Here is a 17,732-nt window from a genome sequence, read left to right as displayed (position 1 = left end):
TCCGGGTCCGCCCCCTGCGTGTCCGCCGGCGGGCGGGTCGCCCTCGGTGCTCAGAGGTTTCCGAGATCCGAGCTGAGCCAGCGCTCGGGCCGCATGTGGATCACGACCTGCTCGCCGTGTTCCTTCCACGCGTAGTCGACGTAGCCGTCGACCTTCTCGGCCGGCAGGTAGCGCGAGGCGATCTCGACGAGCTGTTCCCGGGTCGCGGGGAGCGTGGCGACGACGGGGCCCTCGACGGAGACGTAGCGGATGGTCGGTTCGACACGGTCGGCCATCAGGCTGAAACGGCCCGCCCGGGCGATCGCGGTGCCCTTGCGGGAATCGCGTCCCGTCATGATCCAGAGGTCGCCGCCGGGAGCGTACTGGTACCAGATGGGCACGGTCAGCGGTGCCCGTCCCTCCGCCGCGTCCACGGCCAGGGCCGCGACGTGCGGTTCGGCCAGAAACTGCTCACGCTCTGCACGGGTCAATGCCACGGGTGCACTCCTCGACAGGGGCCGGGTGATGGTGCCTCAGCGCCGCATTATGCAACGTTCGTCCCGGAACGGCTGCGGTGATACGCGCCAACTCCCCTTCTCGCACCCGACCGGGTCCGTCCCGCCCGGCGCCCGGGGCACGGGCCGTTCAGGCGATGTGCCGGTGTGCGAGGTCCGGTCCCGTCAGGCCCGGCCACGGCGGCACGGTCAGCACCGGGCACGGTGCGTGCGCCAGGCAGTAGCGCGCCACGGACGGCCGCAGTCGGCGGGACAGCGCCCCGCCCGATCCCGTCCCCACCACGATCACGCACTCCGGGCCGCCGGCCGCGTCCACGAGTGCGGCGCCGGGTGTGCCCCGCACCGCGAGACCGGTGACCGGCACCCCGGGACCGCCGATGCCGAAGGCCAGGTCGAGGATGTCGCGCAGTCGCGCGGCGGCGTCGGCGCGATGCAGCGGAAGGGCTGGGGAGAGGGCGTCGGGACCCCGGCCGCCGACCCCGCCCCCGGGGACGTCCCAGGCCAGCACCGCCCACAACTCCGCTGCGCGCACCCGCGCTTCGGCGGCCGCCGCGTGCAACGCCGCCAGCCCTCCGGACGTCCCGCTCACTCCGACCACGACCCTGGACGACATCCGCTCCGCCTCACTCCCGTCCGACCCGCCGCTCCCATGAGAGCGCGGGCCGCGGTGCGCCGCGTACGGCACTGACGGCGCTCTGACGCCGCGGCCCCGGATCATGACGGGGTGCTGACGGCCCGGCCGGCGGACGACCGGGAACGCCGGGAGCGGAGCGCTTTCGGCATCCTCGCGGCGGCCGGCGGTCAGATGACCGGCGGACGGCCCAGACGCGTCATGCGCTGCGCCACACGGTGGTCAGATGACCGGCGGGCGGCCCAGACGCGTCATGCGCCACACGGTCCGCCAGCGCATCGGCCGGCGTACCCCGCACGGGGTGCGCATCCCCTCCGCGAAACCGGACGCCCAGGCGCGCAGCCCGGAGACGGAACGGGTGCGCAGGACGGTGAGCAGGATCCACGTGCCGAGGTAGACGGGGACCAGGGGCGCGGGCAGGTGGCGGCGGGCCAGCCAGACGCGGTTGCGGGCGGTCATGCGGTAGTAGACCGCGTGCCGGGCCGGGGACGTCTTGGGGTGCTGGAGCAGCAGTGAGGGTTCGTAGAGGATCTTCCAGCCCGCGTCGAGGGCGCGCCAGGACAGGTCCGTCTCCTCGTGCGTGAAGAAGAACTCCGCCGGCCACGGCCCCGTCCCGGCGAGCATCTCCATGGAGAGCGCGTGGCCGCCGCCGAGGAACGCGGTGACCGGACCGCGGCGCATCGGGTCCTTGGCGCGCAGCCGGGGGACGTGCCTGCGCTGGGTCTCGCCGTGCTCGTCGGCGATCCGGAAGCCCACGATGCCGAGCCGGGGGTCCTCCGCGTACAGCCTCTCGACCGTGCGGAAGACGTCCTTGTCGACCAGGAGCCCGTCGTCGTCGAGCTCGATGACCACGTCGACGTCGCCGAAGTCCGCGAGGGCGGTCAGGGCCTCGTTGCGGCCGCCGGGGCAGCCCAGGTTCTCGTCGAGCTCCAGCAGGGTCACCCCGCCGGTGAGATCCGCCAGCCCCGGGAAGGCGGTGTAGTCGGGGAGCGTGCAGCCGTTGCCCACCACGACGACACGAGTGGGCCGCACATCCTGCATGGCCACCGACGCCAGCAGCGCCTCGACCTGCTGGGGGCGGTCTCCCATGGTCACGACCGATACGCCGATGCGTGGTGCGGACACGGTGCGTCACTCCTGGGGTTCGGTTGCCGCGGCGGCGTGTTCCGGCCACGGTGCCCGCGATCGTAACGTCCCGCTGTTCAGCTCTCCGTCGGCGCCCTGTCACCGGAGGGACGGTCGTCGTTCAGCCGGGCGTACATCAGCATGTCGCGGCGGCGGCCCCCGATCTCCTGCCAGCCGCGCAGAAGTCCCTCACGGCGGTATCCGGCGCTCTCCGCGGTCCGCACCGACGCGGTGTTCCACGGCTCGATGAGGACCTGTGCGCGCGGGATGCGCAGCTCGTGCAGGGCCCAGGTCGTGACCGTGCGCAGGGCCGCTCCCGCCACGCCCTGGCCACGGGCCTGCCCCGTCATCCAGTAGCCGAGCGAGGCCCGGCCCTCCGCCTCGTCCCCGAGCCAGAGGCCGATCGCGCCGACCGGCCTGCGGTCCCGGGTCCTGGCGATGGTGAAGGGGTAGCCGGTGCCCGCCGCCGCCCGGCTCCACTGCCGTCTGACGAAGGCCTGCGCTCCGGCGTCGGAGTACGGCGACGGGATCGTGGTGATCAGCGGGATGTAGTCGTCCTGCGCGGCCTCGCGGACGAGGGGCAGGTCGCTCATCTCCCAGGGCCGCAGGACGAAGTCCGCTCCTGCGGTCATGCTGGGGACGGTCAGAGGTGGTGCCATGACCGCCATCCTGCCGCGCACCCGCCGCCCGGCCGTGGCCCGACTCACCCGCCGTCCCGACCCACTCACCGTCCCGACTCACCCCCGGTCCGACTCACCCCCGGTCCGACTCACCCATCGGCGCGCCCGGTCGTGGAGCGCGCGTCCGGCCGTCCGAGGAACGCCCGGGCGAGCACGGCACCCGCCAGGACGAGCACGGCATTCACCAGGACCGCCGCCGAGACTCCGGACAGCACCGCGTCCGGCCCGGTCGTCGCGCCCGTACGGGCGGTCACCACCGCGCTCATGACCGGGATGCCCATCGTGATGCCGACCTGCTGCGTCATCGTGGCGAGCCCGGTGGCGAGTCCCTGCTCCTCGTCGGGGAGCCCGGAGGTGGCGGTGACCATGAAGCCGACGATCACCAGCATGTTGCCGACGCCGCCCACGAAGGTCGCGGCCAGCAGGAGGGCGATCCATCCGCCGGACGTGCCGAGCGCCACCAGCGAGAGGGTGGCGGCGGCCTGCACGACACCGCCGAGCACGAGGGTGCGCCGGTTGCCGAACCGGCCGACGGCGCGGCCGCCCAGCATCCCGCCGGTCACGGTGCCGATGCCCAGGACCCCGAAGGCGAGGCCGGTGGCCAGCGGCGAGTAGCCGAGCACCTCCTGGAGGTACAGCGTGAGCAGGAAGACCAGGGAGGTCTCGGTCACGAAGGCGATCAGCCCGGCGGCGTTGCCCCAGATCACGTTGCGGCGCCGGAGGATGCGCACGGGACGAGGGGCTCCGCGGACCGCTTCTCGACGAGCAGGAACGCGCCGAGCAGCGCGGCCCCGGCGAGCAGGGCGGTGAGGGTGGCGGGCGCGGTCCAGCCCGACTCGCCCGCCCGCGTCAGCCCGTACACCAGCAGCAGCAGACCGCCGGTGACGGCAGCGGCACCCGGTACGTCGAGCTTCGGGCGTACGGCCGGACGGGAGTCGGTGATCACGGACGGGGCCAGGGCGACGACGAGCGCGGCGACGGGGACGTTGACGAAGAAGGCCCAGCGCCAGGAGAGCAGATCGGTCAGGAGCCCGCCGAGGACCGCTCCGGCGGTGAACCCGGCCGACATCAGGGCGCCGTTGAGTCCGAGGGCGCGCTCGCGCAGCGGCCCCTCCCTGAACGCCGTCGTGAGCAGCGCGAGTCCGGCCGGGGTCACCGCCGCGGTCGCCAGGCCCTGCAGCACCCGCGCGGTGAGCAGGACCTCGGGGGACGTGGCGATCCCGCCGAGTGCGGAGGCGAGACCGAGGACGGCCATGCCGCCGGTGAACAGGCGTTTGCGGCCCACGAGATCGGCGACGCGCCCGAACAGGAGCGTGAATCCGGCGGCGGCGAGCGCGAAGGAGGTGGCGATCCACTGGAGGTGTGCGAGCGAGAAGCCGAGGCCCTGGCCGACGGCGGGCAGTGCGACGTTCAGGATGGAGAAGTCGACGGCGATCATGAACTGTGCGCCGAGGAGGAGGGCGAGGACGAGCTTCTGGCGGCCGGTCATGCGCGGTGCGGCCGCCCGGGAGGGTGCGTCGGCCGGTCTCGTGCCGGTGTGGGACATGGGGTGCCCTTTCCTGGACATGGTCCGGGGTCCATGGAGTCTTAATGGTTCCGGAGTTCCGTTAGAATGGGCTCAACGTAACAGGGTGCGGCTATTAATGGAACTGGAGACCCGTTATGGATGCAGGCGACGCGGAGCCGGGAACGGTCCGGCCCGGCGGGCGCACGGCCCGGGTGCGCGAAGCGGTGCTGCGCGCGGCCGGTGACGCGCTGATCGAGCACGGCTTCGACGGGCTGGACCTCGCCGACGTCGCACGCCGCGCGGAGGTCGGCAAGACGACGGTCTACCGCCGCTGGTCCACGACGGCGGGACTGGTCGCCGACCTGCTGACGGACATGGCGGAGCAGTCCGTCCCGCGCACGGACACGGGCTCCCTCGACGAGGACCTCAGGGCCAACGCGCGGCTGGTGGCACGCACTCTGGCCGACCCGCGCCAGGGCCCCCTCTTCGCCGCCGTCATCGCCGCCGCCACCTGCGACGACCGCACGGCCGAGGCGCTGCACCGCTTCTACGCGGTGCGCATCGACGAATGGTCCGGCTGCGTCGACGCGGCGGTCGCCCGCGGTGAACTCCCCGCCGGCACGGATGCCCGTGAGGTGGTCGGGGCGGTCTCGGCGCCCCTCTACTACCGGCTGCTGGCCGCCGGCGGCGTCCTCGACGAGACTGTCGCGGACCGCGCGGCGGCCGCGGCGGCAGCGGCGGCGCGGGGCGGGGTGTACGTCGTCGGAGCGTGACCGGCAGGGACCGCTTGCCTCCTCATGCACTCCAACCCGTATCGGCTGCCCCCCTACCCGCGGTCCGCTGACGCCGGAGCAGTTCGAGGAGATGGGGGATCTGCTCGCCCGGGACCGGGAATAGTGGGGTCAGCCGATACGGGTGCCCGTTCCGCTCACCCTGACGCGCGGGTCGCCCGGGCGGAGCCCGACCGTCAGGGTGCCGGGGCGGCCCATGTCGGCGCCCTGGTGGAGGGTGAGCACCGCGTCGTCCGGGACGAGGCCGAGTTCACGCGCGTACGCCCCGAAGGCGGCCGCCGCGGCGCCCGTCGCCGGGTCCTCGACCACGCCGCCGACCGGGAACGGGTCACGCACGTGGAAGACGGTCTCCGACTCGCGCCACACCAGCTGAACGGTCGTCAGGTCGAGCCGCTGCATGAGCGCGTCCAGTCGGTCGAAGTCGTACGACAGGTCCGCGAGGCGTTCCCGCGTGGCCGCGGACAGGACCAGGTGGCGGGCGCCCGCGTAGGCGATGCGGGGCGGAAGCGCCGGGTCGAGGTCGACGGCCGGCCAGGCCAGGGCGGACAGGGCCTCCGCGAGGTCTCCGGGGGCGGCGTCCGTGACGCGGGGCTCGACGCTGGTGAGGGTGGCGCGCAGTTCTCCGCCCTCGCGGGTGACGGTGACCGGGACCGGTCCGGCGGCGGTGGAGAAGACCAGGTCGCCCGGGCCGTCCCGCTCCGCCAGCGCGATGGCGGCGGCGACGGTGGCGTGACCGCAGAAGGGGACCTCGGCCCGGGGGCTGAAGTAGCGGATGGTGTGGCCGCCGCGGCCGTCCGGGGCGGTGAGGAACGCCGACTCGCTGTAGTTCAGTTCCGCGGCGACGGCGAGCATCCCGGCATCGTCCAGTCCGGAGGCGTCGAGGACGACCCCGGCGGGGTTGCCGCCGTCCGGGTCGGCGGAGAAGGCGGTGTAGCGGAGTACCTCGGCGCGCGGGAGTGGGCTCATGTACGGGCCCAACCCGGCGGCCCCGGCGCGCATTCCCGGCCCGTGTCCTTCGGTGCGGTGCGGGAGTGTCCGCGGGGAGGGCGTCCCCCGGCGGGTCCCGAGGTGGTCCGGAGTCCTGACACTCCGGACCACCTCCCGGCCGTCCCGCGGACCCCCCTTGGCCGCGGTGGCCCGGTCACTGTGGTCAGTGGCAGACCTTGACCCCGCTGCCCTTCGGCCAGGAGCAGGAGTCGAGGAGCGTGCCGCCCGGCTTGTACAGCCGGGCCTTGTCGCCGGTGTTGTTCCAGACGTACGAGCCGCGGTTCCAGTAGGCGTGGGCCCCGCTGTCGCGGCCCTTGCCGGTGTGGACCCGGACCGTCTTGCCCGCGCCGACGGTGTGGGACGGGAAGGTGTACGTGTAGCCGGTGTTGTCCTTCAGCTTGTAGCCCCTCAGCTGCAGCGTGGACCGGCCGTTGTTGTGGATGTCCACGTACTCGGCGTTCAGCGAGGTGTTCGAGCGGTTGTCGGACCCCGGGCTGTCGTACTGGATCTTGCCGAGGTGCAGCCCGCCCTGGTGGGAGGCCGCCGAGGCCGGGGCCGTGGCGAGGAGCGAGCCGGCCAGTGCGGCGGCGGCGGCCAGGGCGAGGGGCGCGGCGGTGCGTATGCGCATGCGGTGTGGTCCTTCTGTGTGCAACTGGTGAAGGTCAGCAGCATACGGGCAGCACGCGCTTGCGCGGACTGGTCGGCGGAAATTTGCAAACTCTTTCAATTAGCGCCGAAATGCGGGCGATTGTGAAGCGAAACAGTCATCCTCGGCCCACGTACGGCATCGCCGTGGCCAGCACCGTCGCGAACTGCACGTTGGCCTCCAGGGGGAGCTCCGCCATGTGCAGGACCGTCCGAGCCACGTCCGACGCGGCCATCACCGGCTCCGCGGCCACCGTGCCGTCGGCCTGGAGGATCCCCGTGCTCATGCGCTCCGTCATGTCGGTCGCCGCGTTGCCGATGTCGATCTGGCCGCAGGCGATCCGGTACGGCCGCCCGTCCAGGGACAGCGACTTCGTCAGGCCGGTCACCGCGTGCTTCGTCGCCGTGTAGGCGATCGAGTGCGGGCGCGGGGCGTGCGCGGAGACGGACCCGTTGTTGATGATCCGCCCGCCCTGCGGCTCCTGGTCCTTCATCAGGCGGTACGCCCCCTGGGCGCACAGGAAGGCTCCCGTCAGGTTGACGTCCACGACGGTCCGCCAGTCCTCGTACGCCAGGTCCTCGACCGGTAGCGAACCGGGCCCGAACGTACCCGCGTTGTTGAAGAGCAGATCGAGCCTGCCGAACCGTTCCCGCACGGCGGTGAAGAGCGCCGCCACGCCGTCCGGATCGGTCACGTCGGTCGGCAGGCACACCGTGCGGCCCGGGCCGGCCGCCGCGGCGGTCTCCTCCAGGGCCGCTGCCCGCCGGCCCGCCAGTGCCACCGTCCATCCCGCACCCGAGAGCGCCAGCGCGACCGCCCTCCCGATCCCCGATCCCGCACCTGTGACGACTGCGATGTGCTGCTCAGCGTTCATGGCCCGGCAGCGTACGGGAGGGTTTGCACCGTGCCGGCACCCGGTGCTCATCGCACCGCCATTCGGATGTTGTGTACGTGCCCACGGGACGTTGTCCGCGCGGTCTCGAATGCCTCTGGCAACATCCAGCAGGGGAGGGGCATATGACACCCGCACAGATCATCACCGCGCCCGCAGGGCAGGGGCATTCCGAAGAGTTCCGGGCCGCCGCGAGGCGCCTCGGTTCGGGAGTGGGCCGCCGCCGCTTCCTCACCGTCACCGGCGCGGCCGCCGCGCTCGCCTTCGCCGCGAACCTGCCCGCGGCCGGTGTCGCGAGCGCCGCCGAGTTCGATGCCCGGAAGATCACGGAGGACCCCTTCACGCTCGGTGTGGCCTCCGGCGACCCCCTGCCCGACTCCGTGCTGCTGTGGACCAGACTCGCGCCCCGCCCCTACGAGGCGAACGGCGGACTGCCCGCCGAGCGCGTCGTGGTCCACTGGGAGATCGCCCGCGACGAGCGCTTCCGGCGTTCGGTGCGGCGCGGCACCGCCACCGCGCACCCGGAGTTCGGCCACAGCGTCCACGTCGACGTGAAGGGCCTCGACGACGACCGGACGTTCTACTACCGCTTCCGCGCAGGCAGTTGGATCAGCCCCACCGGCCGCACCCGCACCGCACCCTCCGCCGGGGCCCGCAACAGCTCGCTGAACCTGGCCGCGGTCTCCTGCCAGGCCTACCACGACGGCTACTTCACCGCCTACAAGCACCTGGCGGGCGAGGACGTCGACGTGGTCTTCCACCTCGGCGACTACCTCTACGAGTACGCCGTCACGGCCGTCGGCGGCGCCCGCAACTACACGGACCGCGTGCTCCCCGACCACTTCAACCGGGAGACGCTCACGCTGGAGGACTACCGCATGCGGTACGGCCTCTACAAGTCGGACCCCGACCTGCGGGCCGCCCACGCCGCGCACCCCTTCGTCGTCACCTGGGACGACCACGAGACGGAGAACAACTACGCGGGCGACACCCCGGAGAACGACGTCCCGCCGGAGGAGTTCCTGCTGCGCCGGGCCGCCGCCTACCGCGCGTACTGGGAGAACCAGCCGTTGCGCACCCCGCAGCGCCCGGCCGGCCCCGACATGCGGCTCTACCGCCGCCTGCGCTTCGGGCGCCTCGCGCAGTTCGACATCCTCGACACCCGCCAGTACCGCAGCAACCAGGCGTACGGCGACGGCTGGAAGGTCCCGGGCCCGGAGTCCGAGGACCCGTCGCGCACCATGACGGGCGCCACACAGGAGCGCTGGCTGATCGACGGCTGGAAGCGTTCGGACGCTCTCTGGAACGTCGTGCCCCAGCAGGTCACCTTCGCCCAGCGCCGGGACGTGCCGACCGACGCCTACAAGCTGTCCATGGACTCGTGGGACGGCTACCCGGCGTCCCGGCAGCGGATCATGGACGGCGCGGAGGCAGCCGGGATCGACAACCTGATGGTCCTGACCGGTGACGTCCACGTCGCCTACGGCTTCGACCTGAAGAAGGACTTCGACGACCCGGCGTCCCGGACCGTCGGCACCGAGATCGTGGCCACCTCGATCACCAGCGGCAAGGACGGCTCGGACAAGCCGGCCAGCTACGCCAACCAGATGGCGGCCAACCCCCACCTGAAGTTCTACAACGGCCGCCGCGGCTACGTCCTCGTCGGTCTCGGCAAGGACTCGGCACGCGCCGACTACCGCACGGTGCCGGCGGTCACCACCCCCGGCGCGCCCGTCAGCACGGCCGCCTCCTTCGTGACGGAGGCCGGCAACCCGGGGCTCACCCCCGCCTAGCCGGCCCGGGTCAGGCCCGGTCCGCGGGGTAGCGGACGCCGATGCGCTCACGCACCGCGTCGAGCGTCCGCATCACGGCGAGGGAGCCCTCCAGCGGCACCAGAGGGGACTCCTTCTCGCCGGCCAGCAGGGCCCGGTTCACCTCGGCGGCCTCGTACTGCATACCCGTCAGCCCCTGCGGGCCGGGGCCCGAGGTGACCGTCTCCGGCTCCCGGCCGGTGCGGTGCAGGACGAAGCTGTCCGGGTGGAAGAAGCCGTGCGGGAAATCGATGCGCCCCGCCGTCCCGGTCACCGACGCGACGGTCGGCAGGTCCCCCACGATCGAGCAGCCCAGCAGCGCGGTCGCACCCGAGTCCCAGCCCAGCAGCATTCCCGTGTTCAGGTCCACGCCCTCGGGTGACAGGAGGGCGTCGGCCTGTACGCGGTCCGGCTCACCCAGCAGCAGATGCGCGAACGACACCGGATAGACGCCGAGGTCGAGCAGCGCGCCGCCGCCCAGGGCGGGATCCCGCAGCCGGTGCTCGGCCCCGAACGTGCCCGCGAACCCGAAGTCCGCCTGCACCGTGCGGATCTCGCCGATCGCCCCGTCCCGCACCAGCTCGGTCATGCGGCGGATGAGCGGATTGCAGTACGTCCACATGGCTTCCATCAGGAACAGCCCGCGCTCCCGCGCCAGGTCCACCAGCTCCCGGGCCTCGCGCTCGTCGAGCGTGAACGCCTTCTCGCACAGCACGTGCTTGCCGGCCTCCAGGGCGAGCCCCGCCGCCTCCCGGTGCGCGGAATGCGGGGTCGCGACGTAGACCACGTCGACCGTCTCGTCGGCGACGAGCTCCGCCCAGCTGCCGTACGCCCGTCCGATCCCGAACCGCTCGGCGAAGGCCTTCGCCGAGGCCTCGGTGCGCGAGGCGACCGCCACGATCTCGGCCCGCGGGTCCTTCATGGCCAGCAGATCCGCCGTGAAGGTCGCGGCTATGCCGCCCGTGGCCAGAACGCCCCAACGCACAGTTCCGCTCATGCCCGCCCGCTCCCGGAGAAAAGGTTTCGACCACTACGACTGACCTGAGAGCATAGATGCGGTTTCAACGAAGCGGAGACGATGATGCCGGACAGCGGCGTGAGCCGGGCCCAGCGAGAGCAGCATCCCTACATACCGATCACCGGCAGCGCCGCACCAGGCATCTCCGTCCCCGCGGCACGGCGGGTCGGACTCCTGGTCACCCTGGTCCTGGGCGGACTGACCGCGCTGCCGCCCCTCTCCATGGACATGTACCTCCCGGCGCTGCCCGAGGTCACCGACGTCCTGCACGCGCCGGCCGCCACCATCCAGCTCACCCTGACCGCCTGCCTCACCGGCATGGCGCTCGGCCAGCTCGTCGTCGGACCCATGAGCGACCGCTGGGGCCGCCGCAGGCCGCTGCTCCTCGGCATGATCGTCTACGTCGTCGCCACCGCGATCTGCGCCCTGGCCCCCACCGCCGAGCTGCTCATCGGCTTCCGCCTGCTGCAGGGACTGGCCGGCGCGGCGGGCATCGTGATCTCGCGGGCCGTCGTGCGCGACCTCTTCGACGGCGAGGACATGGCCCGGTTCTTCTCCACGCTGATGCTGATCTCCGGGGTGGCCCCGGTCATCGCCCCGGTGATCGGCGGCCAGGTCCTCCGGTTCACCGACTGGCGCGGCATCTTCGTCGTCCTCGTCGCCGTCGGCGCGGCCCTCACCTTCGTCGTCTGGAAGTTCCTCCACGAGACCCTTCCCCCGGAGGAGCGGCACACCGGCGGCTTCACGGACGCCCTGCGCACCATGCGCGGGCTGCTCGCCGACCGGGTGTTCACCGGTTACATGGTGGCGGGCAGCCTCGCCTTCGCCGCGCTCTTCTCCTACGTCAGCGCGTCCCCCTTCGTCGTCCAGGAGATCTACGGGGCGTCACCGCAGACCTTCAGCCTCCTCTTCGGCATCAACTCCGTCGGGCTGATCGCCGTCGGCCAGATCAACGGCAAGCTGCTGGTCGGCCGGGTCAGCCTCGACAAGGCGCTCGGCTTCGGACTCGTGGTCATCTCCCTCGCCGCGATCGCCCTGCTGCTGATGACGTCCGGCGTGTTCGGGGACGTCGGTCTGCTGCCGGTCGCCGCCGGGCTCTTCGTCCTGATGTCCTGCATGGGCCTCGCGATGCCGAACACCAACTCCCAGGCCCTGATGCGGACGAAGCACGCCGCGGGCTCGGCGTCCGCGCTGCTGGGCACGTCCCAGTTCCTCATCGGTGCCATCGCCTCGCCGCTCGTCGGGATCGCGGGCGAGTCGACCGCCGTGCCCATGGCCGTCGTGCAGGTGGTCTGCGGGCTGTCCGCCACCGCGTGCTTCCTGCTGCTCTGCCGGCCGTGGCGGAGCGGCAGCCTGTCCGGCTGACGACTGATGGCAGACGACTGATGGCTGACGGTGCACCGCCCGCGCCGCACAGGGCGGATCCGGGTGACCGGGAGACACACCGACGTCCGCCACAGGAGCCGGCCATGAGCCCCGAACGGTCCGACGGCCCAGGCCGCACACCGCTCACCTACGCCCCGGCCGGTGCGACCCGCCCGGGCGACCCGGAGTGGCGGGACGCCGTCCCGGGCTTCCGGCGGTTCGAGACGACCGTGGACATCGGCCGGGGCGACGACGACTGGCGCGCCGCCTCCGAGGCGGTGCTCCGCTGGGGCGTGAAGCGGCGCAGCGGCTTCGCCGTCGCACCGTCGGCGGGCGCGGACGGTGCGAAACCGCCGACGGGCGCGGGCGACGCGGACGACGAGGTCGCCGAGGGGGCCGAGTACCGCATCACCGCGGGCTGGAGGCGCCTGGCCGTGCACGAACCCGTGCGGATCGTGGCGGTCGTCGACACGGCCGACACCCGCGGCTTCGCCTACGGCACGCTCCCCGGGCACCCGGTGTCCGGCGAGGAGGCCTTCGTCGTACGCCGCGGCCCCGGCGGCCGCGTCACCCTGACCCTGCGGTCGCTCACCGCCCCCGCGCCCGCCGGGGTGTGGCGGCGGCTCTTCCCGCTGCTGCTCGTCGCCCAGCGCGTCTTCCGCGTCCGCTACCGGCGCGCCCTGCTCCGGTCTGCCCGGCGGGCCGACTGAGGGGACGGCGTACGCCCCGCAGGTTCACCCGGTGCGCGGGTAGCCGATCAGGTGGAGCCGGTCCTTGCGGTCCGTCCAGCGGAACACCCCGGTGCCGGCGGTCTCCATGTCCGGCAGGCGCGTGTTCGGGGGCAGCGCCTCGACGTCCCAGGACGGGAAGCTCATCGAGACCGGGCCCGTGCCGCCGCGCAGCGCCTCGTCGGCGTCGCGCGCGTCCGTCGCGCCGTACGCGCTGCCGCCGTCCGTCACCGAGGCGAACGTCAGCCGCGCCGCGCCGCCCTCGTCCTCGAAGCAGAACGCCTTCCCACCGGTCAGGTCGAAGGCCAGGTTCCCCGCCACCAGGTAGCGGGCCGAGGGGGAGAGAACCGCCTGCGGATGGGTCCCGGGTTCCATGGCCGGCCTGTGGCACCGGACCGACACGACCGGCTTCCCGCTCACCGTGTCGTGGACCGTCCAGATCTGGTGGGTCGCGGCCTGCCGCGTCCCCGCCGCCGGCTGCCACCTGGCCAGGACGAGCCCGGGCACGACGGACGTCGGAATCCCCGACCGGGGGTCGGCGCCCGGCGGGGCGGACCGGCGGCTGAACCAGCCGCCGCGCACCCAGAACTCGCGCGACCCGCTCAGGAGCAGCCCCTTCGCCGTCTGCCCCCGCACCTCGGTGAGCTGCTCGCAGGCGGGACAGTCCTCCGGGTACCGGGCCGCGGACGCGCCGATCGCCGACACCCCGCCGTCCACGGGGTCCACGACCGTGCCGGCCGCGCTCCCGTCGGTGATCAGGACGCCGGGGCCCGTCGCCGTGACGGCCGGCACGCCCGTCCACGGCACCTCGACGTGCCGGTGCCCACCGTCCTCGACGTCGTACACGTCGAGGGAGACGAAGCCCTTCGCGGGGGTGAGCGCGTCTCCGGTCCGTCCGAGGGACCACGTCACGAAGAACTGCCGGTCGTCCTTGGCCACGGTGATCAGCTTCGGGAAGCGCTCGGGGTCCGCCGAGGTCAGGGCCTCGCCGTGCCAGCCGGCCCGGCCCGTCTCCGCGTCGAGTGTCCGCAGCCGGTAGCGCCCGTCCGGCGTCCGCACGAGGTAGCCCAGTCGCCCCGTCGGATGCGAGACGGCGTAGTCGGGGCCCGCGCCGACGACCTCCCAGCCGCGTCCCGTCGTGTACTCCCGCGGCACGTTCAGCCGGGTCGCCGGGCCCGCGCTCCTCTTCCGGGGCCGCTCCGGTGCCCCGTCGTCCCCGCCGCCGTCCGCGCCCCCTGCGCACATGGCGAGGAGGAGCAGCAGGGCGAGAACCAGCACCCCGCCGACCAGAGCCAGGCGCACGATCCTCTGTCCCATGGTTTCCCCCGGATGAGCATCCGCCGCACCCTCCCCGGGCGCGGGCGGCGATCAGCGTAGCAACGGGGCGGTGACAGGCAGGGGTTCGGCCGCGCGGCGGTTTCGTCGCGGTCGTGTACCAGGACCCGGGGAAGGCGGGGGGACCTGCCCGTCACGGCCCCGGTCGCGCTGCGCCTAGAATTCGGCGGTGAACGACACCCTCCCCACCGCGGAATCCCTGCGCGCGGCGCTGTCAGCACTGCTGGACGGACTGCCGCCGTCCCAGGCCGCGCAGGCGGTCGACCGGCTGATCGCCAGTTACCGCGGGACCACCCCCACCGACGTTCCGGTGCTCCGGGACCGCTCGGACGTCGCCGCGTACGCCGCGTACCGCATGCCCGCGACCTTCGAGGCCGTACGGTCCTGCCTCGACGCGTTCCGCGAGGCCGCCCCCGGGTGGACGCCCGCCACGCACACCGACATCGGCGGCGGCACGGGTGCGGCGGCCTGGGCGGTCGCCGGGGCGTGGGACGGGCCGCGGACGACGGTGCTGGACTGGGCCGAGCCCGCCCTCACGCTCGGCCGTGAGCTGGCCGAGGCGTCCGGCATCCCCGGCCTGCGCGCCGCGGTCTGGCAGCGGGCACGGATCGGCACCGCCCTGGACCTCGCGCCCACCGACCTGGTGACGGTGTCGTACGTGCTCAAGGAGCTCACGCCCGAGGACCGGGTCGCCCTCGTGGACGCCGCGGCGGCGGCCGCCCAGGCGGTGGTCGTCGTCGAGCCCGGCACCCCCGACGGCTACGCCCGCGTCATCGAGGCCCGGGACCGGCTGATCGCCGCGGGGCTGAGCGTCGCGGCGCCCTGCCCGCACGACGGCACCTGCCCCATCGAGCCCGGCACCGACTGGTGCCACTTCTCGGCGCGGGTCAGCCGTTCGTCGCTCCACCGCCGGGTCAAGGGGGGCACCCTCAGCCACGAGGACGAGAAGTTCAGCTACGTCGTCGCGACGCGCTTCCCGACCGCCCCCGCCTCCGCCCGCGTCACGCGCAGGCCGCAGATCCGCAAGGGGCAGGTGCTGCTGGAGCTCTGCACGCTGGAGGAGGGCCTGCGGCGCGCCACGGTCACCAAGCGGCACGGCTCGCTCTACCGTGCCGCCCGGGACACCGCGTGGGGTGACGCGTGGCCGCCGCCCGGGACCGACGAGCGGCCCTGAGGGCCGCCCGGCGGGATCACGGGACGGTGCTCAGGGCCGCAGCTCCTGGGTGCAGCACTTCACGCTGCCACCGCCCTTGAGCAACTCGCTCAGGTCCATCGGAAGCGGCTCGAAGCCCCGGTCGCGCAGCGGGTCGAAGAGCCCCACGGCGCCCTGCGGCAGCAGCACGTGCCGTCCGTCGCTCACCGCGTTGAGGCCGAACGCCGCGGCGTCCGCCTCCCTGGCGGTCAGCGCGTCGGGGAAGAGCCGGGCCAGCACCCTGCGGCTGCCGGGCGAGAACGCCCCCGGGTAGTACATGATCTCGTCGGCCGCGTCGTCGAGCACGCACAGCGCGGTGTCCAGGTGGTAGTAGCGCGGGTCCACCAGGTCGAGGCCGATCACCGGGCGCCCGAAGAACTCCTGCGCCTCACCGTGCGAGAGCGGGCTGGACCGGAAGCCGCGTCCGGCCAGGACGTACGACGAGGTCACGGCGAAGTCGCCCTCGCCCTCGTTGACGTGGTCCGGCTCGTGGATCTCGGTGAAGCCGTGGGACCGGAACCAGTCGCGGTGCGCCTCGGCCTCCGCGAAGCGCTCGCGGTAGGCGAACAGGGCACCCAGGACGCGCCCGTCGACGACCGTCGCGCCGTTGGCGGCGAACACCATGTCGGGCAGGTCGGGGCGCGGGGTGAGGAGTTCGACGGTGTGGCCGAGCGCCCGGTAGCGGTCGCGCAGGTCCTCCCACTGGGTGTTGGCCAGGGGCAGGTCCACGGGCTTCGACGGGTCCATCCACGGGTTGATGGAGTACGTGACCTCGAAGTGGACCGGGGCGCACATCAGGTAGCGACGAGGGGTGGCGTCACGGGTCATGCGGGCTCCTACGAACGGCGGCCTCGGCCGCGGAACGGCGGGATACGCACGGGGTGTGTGCGTGAGCTCATGGTGCGCCCCCGCCGGGCCGTCGCGCTGTGATCCGTTCGGGTGGTTCGCGTGGGCCGGCGGGGTGACCGGCGGGACGCCCCGCACCGGACCGTACGGGCTCTAGGCTGGCCCGATGGCACCCCAGAAGGCCCCCGACTCCAGCCGCCGCAGCGACCGCTCCCGCCGTGCGATCTACGACGCCGCGCTCGCCCTGGTCGGCGAGGCCGGGTACGCGAGGACCACGATCGAGGGCATCGCGGCCCGGGCGGGGGTCGGCAAGCAGACCATCTACCGCTGGTGGCCCTCCAAGTCGGCCGTGCTCATGGAGGCGTTCCTCGACATGGCCGCCCGGCGGTCGGAGGAAGCCGGCGAGCCCGCCATCCCGGACACCGGGGACCTGGCCGCCGACCTCAGAGCCGTCCTGCGGGCCACGGTCGACGAGCTGAACGACCCCGCGACCGAGGCGCCCACTCGGGCCCTGACCGCGGAGGGGGTCATCGATCCGGCGCTGGCCGCCCGGTTCGTCGAGGACCTCCTCGAACCCCAGCTCCAGTTGTATGTCACACGCCTGCGCGCCGCGCAGGAGGCCGGAGACGTCCGCGCCGACGCCGATCCGCGGGTCGCCCTGGAGCTCCTCGTGGCCCCGCTGACCCACCGCTGGCTGCTGAGAACCCTTCCCCTGACCCACGAGTACGCCGACGCGGTCGTCGACCACGCCCTGCGCGGACTCACTCCGAGGCCCTGAAACGATCAACGATTTCGTGACATTCGCCACGAGTCGCCGCCTCTCCGCACGGCTGTCCGGGCACCCCGCTCGCCGACTTCGGCCACCCGAGGAGCAGGATGGTGGGACCATGGAGACGAAACCGCTGAGGTGAGGGGATAGATGGGCGCCGATTCCGGCCGCTATCGCGGCACAGAGGGCAGGATTTCCCAGTGGCTGCGCAGGCGGCCGAAACAGCAGCCGGAGGCCGACGACGCGGCCCGGCTGGGGCTGCTCCTGGCCGTCGCCGAAGCGGGAATGCCCATCTCACCCGCGGCGCACCCGTCCGGCTACCGGTGTTCGTGCGAACGCATCGGCTGCCCCACCCCGGCACGGCACCCCGTCTCCTTCGCCTGGCAGACGCAGTCCACGACGGACCGCGACCAGATCGAGCGCTGGGCGGCCGGCCAGCCGCTGGCCAACTTCATCACCGCGACCGGCCTCGTGCACGACGTCCTCGACGTGCCCCTGACCGCCGGGCGCGCCGCCCTGCAGCGGCTCACCGACGACGGCGTCGACGTGGGCCCGGTCGCACAGTCCGGGGACGACCGGATGCTGTTCTTCACCGCCACCCGGGGCACCCCCGAGGACGAGGACGAGTGGTGGCCCTGTGAGCTCGACAGCCACCCCGAGACCATGGACGAGCATCCGGGACTGCGCTGGCACTGCCGTGGCAGTTACGTCCTCCTGCCGCCCGCCCGGCTGCCCGGTGAGCTGGACGTCCGCTGGATCCGCGGTCCCGAGAACCCCCTGCCCGATCCGCTGACCCTGCTGGAGGCGCTGACCGACGCCTGCGCGCAGTACGCGGACACGGCCGACGAGAGCGACCTCGCGCACGACGCGGTCGCCTGGCCGCTCAGCCGCTGACGTCCCGTCGGCCCGGGACCC

The 17,732-nt window shown here is 73.2% G+C and carries 17 protein-coding genes and 1 pseudogene; 7 read left to right on the top strand and 11 right to left on the bottom strand.

Features of this window, described 5'->3' with window-relative positions; translation table 11 throughout:
• Positions 1–50: 50 nt before the first annotated feature.
• From OHT61_RS09515 to OHT61_RS09495, 5 genes and pseudogenes are all read right to left on the bottom strand, one after another.
• A complete protein-coding gene (locus OHT61_RS09515) occupies positions 51–476 on the bottom strand; it encodes a pyridoxamine 5'-phosphate oxidase family protein (protein ID WP_329036822.1) in 426 nt (141 codons plus the stop codon).
• Between the two features lie 148 nt (positions 477–624).
• Entirely contained in the window at positions 625–1,107 is a 483-nt protein-coding gene (locus OHT61_RS09510; protein WP_329036820.1) for a universal stress protein, read from the bottom strand.
• Positions 1,108–1,347: 240 nt separating this feature from the next.
• Positions 1,348–2,250 (bottom strand): glycosyltransferase family 2 protein, encoded by a 903-nt coding sequence (locus OHT61_RS09505; RefSeq protein ID WP_329036817.1) that lies wholly within the window; start codon positions 2,248–2,250, stop codon positions 1,348–1,350.
• 77 nt (positions 2,251–2,327) lie between these two features.
• On the bottom strand, positions 2,328–2,909 hold the full coding sequence (locus OHT61_RS09500; protein ID WP_329036814.1) for a GNAT family N-acetyltransferase: 582 nt from the start codon (positions 2,907–2,909) through the stop codon (positions 2,328–2,330).
• Positions 2,910–3,019: 110 nt separating this feature from the next.
• Positions 3,020–4,476, bottom strand: a pseudogene (locus tag OHT61_RS09495) (MFS transporter).
• Positions 4,477–4,592: 116 nt separating this feature from the next.
• On the opposite strand from OHT61_RS09495, the gene OHT61_RS09490 reads away from it, so the two are divergent.
• On the top strand, positions 4,593–5,210 hold the full coding sequence (locus OHT61_RS09490; RefSeq protein WP_329036813.1) for a TetR/AcrR family transcriptional regulator: 618 nt from the start codon (positions 4,593–4,595) through the stop codon (positions 5,208–5,210).
• Positions 5,211–5,339: 129 nt separating this feature from the next.
• Here the strand turns inward: OHT61_RS09490 and OHT61_RS09485 are convergent, their stop codons facing one another.
• The 3 genes from OHT61_RS09485 to OHT61_RS09475 form a co-directional block, all read right to left on the bottom strand.
• Entirely contained in the window at positions 5,340–6,194 is an 855-nt protein-coding gene (locus OHT61_RS09485; protein WP_329036812.1) for a PhzF family phenazine biosynthesis protein, read from the bottom strand.
• Between the two features lie 184 nt (positions 6,195–6,378).
• Positions 6,379–6,843: a lamin tail domain-containing protein gene (locus OHT61_RS09480; protein ID WP_329036810.1), complete on the bottom strand. Its 465-nt coding sequence runs from the start codon at positions 6,841–6,843 to the stop codon at positions 6,379–6,381.
• Between the two features lie 136 nt (positions 6,844–6,979).
• The gene (locus tag OHT61_RS09475; RefSeq protein WP_329036809.1) at positions 6,980–7,735 is read right to left on the bottom strand and encodes an SDR family oxidoreductase; all 756 of its coding nucleotides are present in this window, start codon (positions 7,733–7,735) and stop codon (positions 6,980–6,982) included.
• Between the two features lie 143 nt (positions 7,736–7,878).
• On the opposite strand from OHT61_RS09475, the gene OHT61_RS09470 reads away from it, so the two are divergent.
• The gene (locus OHT61_RS09470; RefSeq protein ID WP_329036806.1) at positions 7,879–9,546 is read left to right on the top strand and encodes an alkaline phosphatase D family protein; all 1,668 of its coding nucleotides are present in this window, start codon (positions 7,879–7,881) and stop codon (positions 9,544–9,546) included.
• A 10-nt stretch (positions 9,547–9,556) separates the two neighbouring features.
• On the opposite strand, the gene OHT61_RS09465 is transcribed toward OHT61_RS09470, so the two are convergent.
• Positions 9,557–10,561, bottom strand: coding sequence for a Gfo/Idh/MocA family protein (locus tag OHT61_RS09465; RefSeq protein WP_329036804.1), 1,005 nt, complete (start codon positions 10,559–10,561; stop codon positions 9,557–9,559).
• An 84-nt stretch (positions 10,562–10,645) separates the two neighbouring features.
• Between OHT61_RS09465 and OHT61_RS09460 the strand changes: the two genes are divergently transcribed.
• Both OHT61_RS09460 and OHT61_RS09455 read left to right on the top strand, forming a co-directional pair.
• Positions 10,646–11,947: a Bcr/CflA family multidrug efflux MFS transporter gene (locus tag OHT61_RS09460; protein WP_329043166.1), complete on the top strand. Its 1,302-nt coding sequence runs from the start codon at positions 10,646–10,648 to the stop codon at positions 11,945–11,947.
• 104 nt (positions 11,948–12,051) lie between these two features.
• Complete coding sequence (locus OHT61_RS09455; protein WP_329036802.1) at positions 12,052–12,657, top strand: DUF1990 family protein; 606 nt, start codon at positions 12,052–12,054, stop codon at positions 12,655–12,657.
• Between the two features lie 24 nt (positions 12,658–12,681).
• On the opposite strand, the gene OHT61_RS09450 is transcribed toward OHT61_RS09455, so the two are convergent.
• Positions 12,682–13,992 (bottom strand): hypothetical protein, encoded by a 1,311-nt coding sequence (locus OHT61_RS09450; RefSeq protein ID WP_329036800.1) that lies wholly within the window; start codon positions 13,990–13,992, stop codon positions 12,682–12,684.
• A gap of 187 nt (positions 13,993–14,179) precedes the next feature.
• Here OHT61_RS09450 and OHT61_RS09445 point away from each other — a divergent pair, with 187 nt between their 5' ends.
• Entirely contained in the window at positions 14,180–15,184 is a 1,005-nt protein-coding gene (locus tag OHT61_RS09445; RefSeq protein WP_329036798.1) for a small ribosomal subunit Rsm22 family protein, read from the top strand.
• Between the two features lie 30 nt (positions 15,185–15,214).
• Here the strand turns inward: OHT61_RS09445 and ddaH are convergent, their stop codons facing one another.
• Positions 15,215–16,030, bottom strand: a complete 816-nt coding sequence (ddaH, locus tag OHT61_RS09440; RefSeq protein WP_329036796.1) for a dimethylargininase — start codon at positions 16,028–16,030, stop codon at positions 15,215–15,217.
• Positions 16,031–16,214: 184 nt separating this feature from the next.
• On the opposite strand from ddaH, the gene OHT61_RS09435 reads away from it, so the two are divergent.
• Both OHT61_RS09435 and OHT61_RS09430 read left to right on the top strand, forming a co-directional pair.
• A complete protein-coding gene (locus OHT61_RS09435; protein WP_329036794.1) occupies positions 16,215–16,826 on the top strand; it encodes a TetR/AcrR family transcriptional regulator in 612 nt (203 codons plus the stop codon).
• A 141-nt stretch (positions 16,827–16,967) separates the two neighbouring features.
• A complete protein-coding gene (locus tag OHT61_RS09430; protein WP_329036792.1) occupies positions 16,968–17,711 on the top strand; it encodes a bifunctional DNA primase/polymerase in 744 nt (247 codons plus the stop codon).
• The last annotated feature ends 21 nt before the right edge of the window (positions 17,712–17,732 follow it).

Source organism: Streptomyces sp. NBC_00178 (assembly GCF_036206005.1).
Classification (GTDB): domain Bacteria; phylum Actinomycetota; class Actinomycetes; order Streptomycetales; family Streptomycetaceae; genus Streptomyces.
Note: the sequence above shows the minus strand (reverse complement) of the source record. Positions and strands in the feature narration are given on the sequence as shown.